The sequence below is a fragment of the Eubacterium sp. AF22-8LB genome, from assembly GCF_003458715.1.
GTDB lineage: Bacteria > Bacillota_I > Bacilli_A > Erysipelotrichales > Erysipelotrichaceae > Holdemanella.
Genome location: NZ_QRVI01000050.1, coordinates 1 through 4711 on the forward strand (window position 1 = coordinate 1; position 4711 = coordinate 4711).

Here is a 4711-nt window from a genome sequence, read left to right on the forward strand (position 1 = left end):
TATACAATAAAAAGCCTATGTCCTTACGAAAAGGTATAGGCTTTTGTCAACAATCTGAACAGACTTCATGTGAAGTCTGTTTTTTAAAAGAATAGATGTTCAATCAGTATTTTAAAGCCTAATAAAATTAGGATAGTTCCTCCTAGATATTCTGCATATTTTTCAAATAAACTGCCTAATTTTTTTCCAAATAATACACTTATAAAGGAAAGAATAAAGGTTGTGATTCCAATTGTAATAATAGCGGATAGAAGATTCACTTTTAAAAAGGCGAAGCTAACACCAACTGCAAGAGCATCAATGCTAGTTGCGATAGCTAATAGAAAGATGTCTTTTACAGATATACTATGGATTTTTGTATCCTCTTGTTTTTCTTCTTTTCCTTCTCGAATCATATTGATACCAATAAAACCAAGTAGGATAAAGGCAATCCAATGATCAATAGATTGAATGTATTCTGCAAAGTGGCTTCCTGCAAAATAACCAATAGCGGGCATGAGGGCTTGGAAAAAGCCAAATGCAAAAGCTAGTATCAATGCATATTCTTTTATTTTATTTTCATTAAGACTCATACCTTTTGCCAGGGATACGGCACAGGCATCCATTGATAAGCCGATTCCAATGAATAAAATAGTTACAAAATCCATATATTCCTCCTAAAAACAAAAAAGGCTTATACGAAAAAAGATGTCTTTCTTCGCATAAGTCTTGTTTTTTACAATAAGCCAGATCGAATGATCAGTATGTTGACTTAAATACTTACTAATGTAAGATAACTACTCCCTTATGAACGTGATTATCTTATCAAAATCAAAATTTCTTTACAATGTAAAATAGTTATTGATATCTAACTGAAATGGATTATAATGATTCAAAAGGAAGGTATATATATGACACATTTTTATATTATTAGACACGGAGAAACTATGTTTAACAAAAAAGGTCGTATTCAAGGGTGGTGTGATTCACCATTGACGGATTTAGGTGTTTCTCAAGCTAAACAATTAGGTAAAGAAATAAAGAATGTTAATTTTGATGTATGTTTTTGTTCAACAAGTGAAAGAGCAATAGATACTGCGAATTATATTTTAGAGGGTAGAAATGTAGATATTATTCCTACAAAGAAGTTAAAGGAACAAAGCTTTGGGGATTTTGAAGCTGAAAAGTCAGAAGATATTTTTAAAGATGGAGTGAGTTATCCGGATGGATATCGTTTTTGTGGAGGAGAAAACCATAGTGATGTAATTGAACGCGTTTTTAATGAGTTAAAAAAAATCGCATCCGAATATCCGAATGCGAATGTGTTAGTTGTGTTTCATGGTTCAGCGATAAAGCATATTGTTAATGCATTATGTCCAGGATTTATTCATGAAAAACCAACTACAGCAATTTTAGTTCCAAATTGTTCAATCACAAGGATTGATTATGATAGAGAATTCAAGCTTATTGAAAAGCCTCATCTTTTTCACGGTCAATAAACATCAGAACAAAGGCTACAATTAAAAGTGCTACGCTGATCCATAGGGCTTTTAAAGAGAAGCTTTGAATACAGAAGTTTCCAAGGATGGCACCTAAAATAAATGATAGAATAATTAAGTAATAAAGAAGCCCACTTTGTAGATGCTGGACTTTTTTTGTGCAAAGAAAATTACAGAGTTCATGGGTACCTGTTCTTAAATTACCAATGCACATTGTTGTGGCATATCCTTTCCCATGTATTTTGCGAAAGGCTTGCACCTGCATTCCACATGCAAAGGAAGTAAGGGAGTTTGCCAATAAGTTTTGTTCAAATGAAATAAATGCTACGCTGAATAAAATGATGATTTCAACTAAAAGAATCAATTGACGCCAATGTACTTTTTGAATTTTTTGAAAATGTATAAATTCAGCTAAAAAGATTCCAAAACCAAAAGCAAGCACAGGACATAAATAGTGAAGTGCATTTTGAAATTGTCCGCTTGCTAGATTAACTCCAAACAATAACATGTTTCCTGTCTGTGCATTTGCAAAAACGTGACCTCTAGCCAAATAAGAATATGCATCCATAAATCCTCCGGATAAAGCTAAAATAATACCTAACTCAATGGATTCGGATGTTTGTTTTGCTCGTTTCATATAATAATCACAACCTTTTTCCTTAAAGATAATAATGCAAAATCACAAAAAATAAAAGCCGATATCGGCTTTTATTTTATTAAACAGTACCTTGAGCTTTCATTGCTTTAGCCACTTTTAAGAAGCCGGCAATATTAGCTCCAACTACATATTCTTTTTCATGTCCATATTCTTTTGCAGTGTCACGACATGTTTCGAAGATGTTAACCATGATATTTTCAATTTTTTGGTCAACTTCTTCTGCAGTCCAAGATAAATGCTGAGCATTTTGTGACATTTCAAGACCTGAACATGCAACACCACCTGCGTTACTTGCTTTACCTGGAGCGTAGAATACACCATTTTTCATTAGATAGTGGATTGCTTCTGGTGTAGTTGGCATGTTAGCACCTTCGCATACTGCAAATACTTTATTTGCTACTAATGCTTTTGCATCTTCTAAATCAAGTTCATTTTGAGTAGCACATGGAAGAGCAATATCACATGCAACTGACCATGGACGAGCATTTGGTGTATAAGTAGCGTTTGGTCTTCCTTCTACATATTCTTTAATACGTCCACGACGAACTTCTTTAATATCTTTAACAAGTGCTAAATCGATTCCTTCTGGATCATAGACGAATCCGTTTGAATCTGACATAGTTACAACTTTAGCTCCAAGCTGTGTTGCTTTTTCACAAGCATAGATGGCTACGTTACCACTTCCTGAAATAGTAACTGTTTTACCTTCAAAGCTAGTTCCGTTATCTTTTAATAAAGCTTGAGTAAAGTAACATAGACCATATCCAGTAGCTTCTGTACGAATTAAAGATCCACCGAATGTTAATCCTTTTCCTGTTAATACTCCGCTATATTCATTTTTTAAACGTTTATATTGTCCGAATAAATATCCGACTTCACGTCCTCCAACACCGATATCTCCGGCAGGAACATCTGTGTTTGGTCCAATGTGGCGGTATAATTCACTCATGAAGCTTTGGCAGAAACGCATAACTTCGCGATCACTTTTTCCTTTTGGATCAAAATCAGATCCACCTTTACCGCCTCCCATAGGAAGTGTTGTTAATGAATTTTTTAAAACTTGTTCAAACCCCAAAAATTTGATGATGCTGATGTTTACAGATGGATGAAATCTTAAACCTCCTTTATAAGGACCAATGGCAGAGTTGAATTCAACACGGTAACCACGATTGACTTGTGTTTTGCCGTTATCATCAACCCAAGGAACACGGAATACGATTTGTCTTTCAGGTTCTACAAATCGTTCTAGTACATCATCATCAAGTTCTTCTGGGTGTACTTGCGCGATGACGTTTAATGATTCAAAGACTTCTTCAACAGCTTGAAGAAACTCTTTATCATTTGGATTACGTTTTTTTACAGTTTCATATAATTGCTCTAGGTCTTTCATTTTAAGTCCTCCCTTAATTAATACGGGTTGATTATAGCACAAAATTTGAAAATGTTTCATAAAAAAATGAAAAAATGTAAATAATCTTATTTTTAAGCTATATATTGTGAACAAATATGCGTAAAATGATCATGGATAGAGGAAAAAATGTATGATATTATTGAATACGGTGATGAATTATGAAAGAAAAATTATATCGTTTTATGCAGGGAAGATATGGAACAGATAAATTAAATCAATTTATATTTTATTGTGAAATATTCTTATTGATATTAAGTCTATTCTTCAAAAGGAATATAGTTATTTATGTATTGTTCTATTTAACTTTATTCCTTTATTTGTATCGCGCGTTTTCAAAAAATTACGTAGCTCGATCTATTGAAAACCAAAAATTCATTCGTGTGCAGGCAAAAACTGTACATCATGTACAGGCAATATATAAGAATTTAAAGGATAAACAATATAAATATTTAGTTTGTCCTGAATGTGCACAGATGATTCGTGTACCTAAGAAAAAAGGGAAAATTGAGGTTCATTGTCCTTCTTGTAGAAAATCTTTTGATGCAAAAAGCTAGTGTGCTTTACGCAAAGTTAGAATCGTTGTAAAATATATTAAAGGTGTTTAGGAGGACAAGATAATGAAAATTGGTATGGCATGTGATCATGGTGCATATACTTATAAAGAAGAAATCAAACAAATGTTAATTGATGAAGGACACGAAGTCATTGACTGTGGCTGTCATGATACAAATAGTGTTGATTATCCTGATATGGCAAAAGCATGTGCGGATTTAGTTGTTAATAAAGAAGTAGATAAAGGAATTGTTATGTGTGGTACAGGAATTGGAATTTCGATTGCTGCAAATAAAGTGAAAGGAATTCGTTGTGCTTTATGTACAGATGTGACAATGGCTCGTTTAACACGTGAACATAACGATGCAAATATGTTAAGTATGGGACAAAGAACAACAGGTATTGAAACGTGTAAAGATATTGTGCATACGTTCTTGAATACTCCATTTAGTGAGGGCGAAAGACATAAAGGTAGAATTGCAAAAATCAGCGCAATTGAAGATGCTCAGTAGAATTTGAAGGATGCTTGAAAGAGTATCCTTTTCTTTTTTTTAAATTTTTTTAAAAAAGGGGTTTACAAAGAATAAAGTATTTGGTAATATAGATGAGCAC

The 4711-nt window shown here is 33.1% G+C and carries 6 protein-coding genes; 3 read left to right on the forward strand and 3 right to left on the reverse strand.

Features of this window, described 5'->3' with window-relative positions; translation table 11 throughout:
• Positions 1 to 83: 83 nt before the first annotated feature.
• Positions 84 to 647 (reverse strand): manganese efflux pump MntP family protein, encoded by a 564-nt coding sequence (locus tag DWY01_RS11170; RefSeq protein WP_117996193.1) that lies wholly within the window; start codon positions 645 to 647, stop codon positions 84 to 86.
• Between the two features lie 243 nt (positions 648 to 890).
• On the opposite strand from DWY01_RS11170, the gene DWY01_RS11175 reads away from it, so the two are divergent.
• Complete coding sequence (locus tag DWY01_RS11175) at positions 891 to 1478, forward strand: histidine phosphatase family protein (protein WP_256372093.1); 588 nt, start codon at positions 891 to 893, stop codon at positions 1476 to 1478.
• Here the strand turns inward: DWY01_RS11175 and DWY01_RS11180 are convergent.
• Positions 1444 to 2115 (reverse strand): YoaK family protein, encoded by a 672-nt coding sequence (locus DWY01_RS11180; protein ID WP_117996195.1) that lies wholly within the window; start codon positions 2113 to 2115, stop codon positions 1444 to 1446. The two genes, DWY01_RS11175 and DWY01_RS11180, sit on opposite strands and share 35 nt — an antisense overlap.
• A gap of 79 nt (positions 2116 to 2194) precedes the next feature.
• Positions 2195 to 3526: an NADP-specific glutamate dehydrogenase gene (gene gdhA / locus DWY01_RS11185; protein ID WP_117996196.1), complete on the reverse strand. Its 1332-nt coding sequence runs from the start codon at positions 3524 to 3526 to the stop codon at positions 2195 to 2197.
• Between the two features lie 179 nt (positions 3527 to 3705).
• Here gdhA and DWY01_RS11190 point away from each other — a divergent pair, with 179 nt between their 5' ends.
• On the forward strand, positions 3706 to 4101 hold the full coding sequence (locus tag DWY01_RS11190) for a hypothetical protein (protein WP_117996197.1): 396 nt from the start codon (positions 3706 to 3708) through the stop codon (positions 4099 to 4101).
• Between the two features lie 63 nt (positions 4102 to 4164).
• On the forward strand, positions 4165 to 4611 hold the full coding sequence (gene rpiB, locus DWY01_RS11195; RefSeq protein ID WP_117996198.1) for a ribose 5-phosphate isomerase B: 447 nt from the start codon (positions 4165 to 4167) through the stop codon (positions 4609 to 4611).
• The last annotated feature ends 100 nt before the right edge of the window (positions 4612 to 4711 follow it).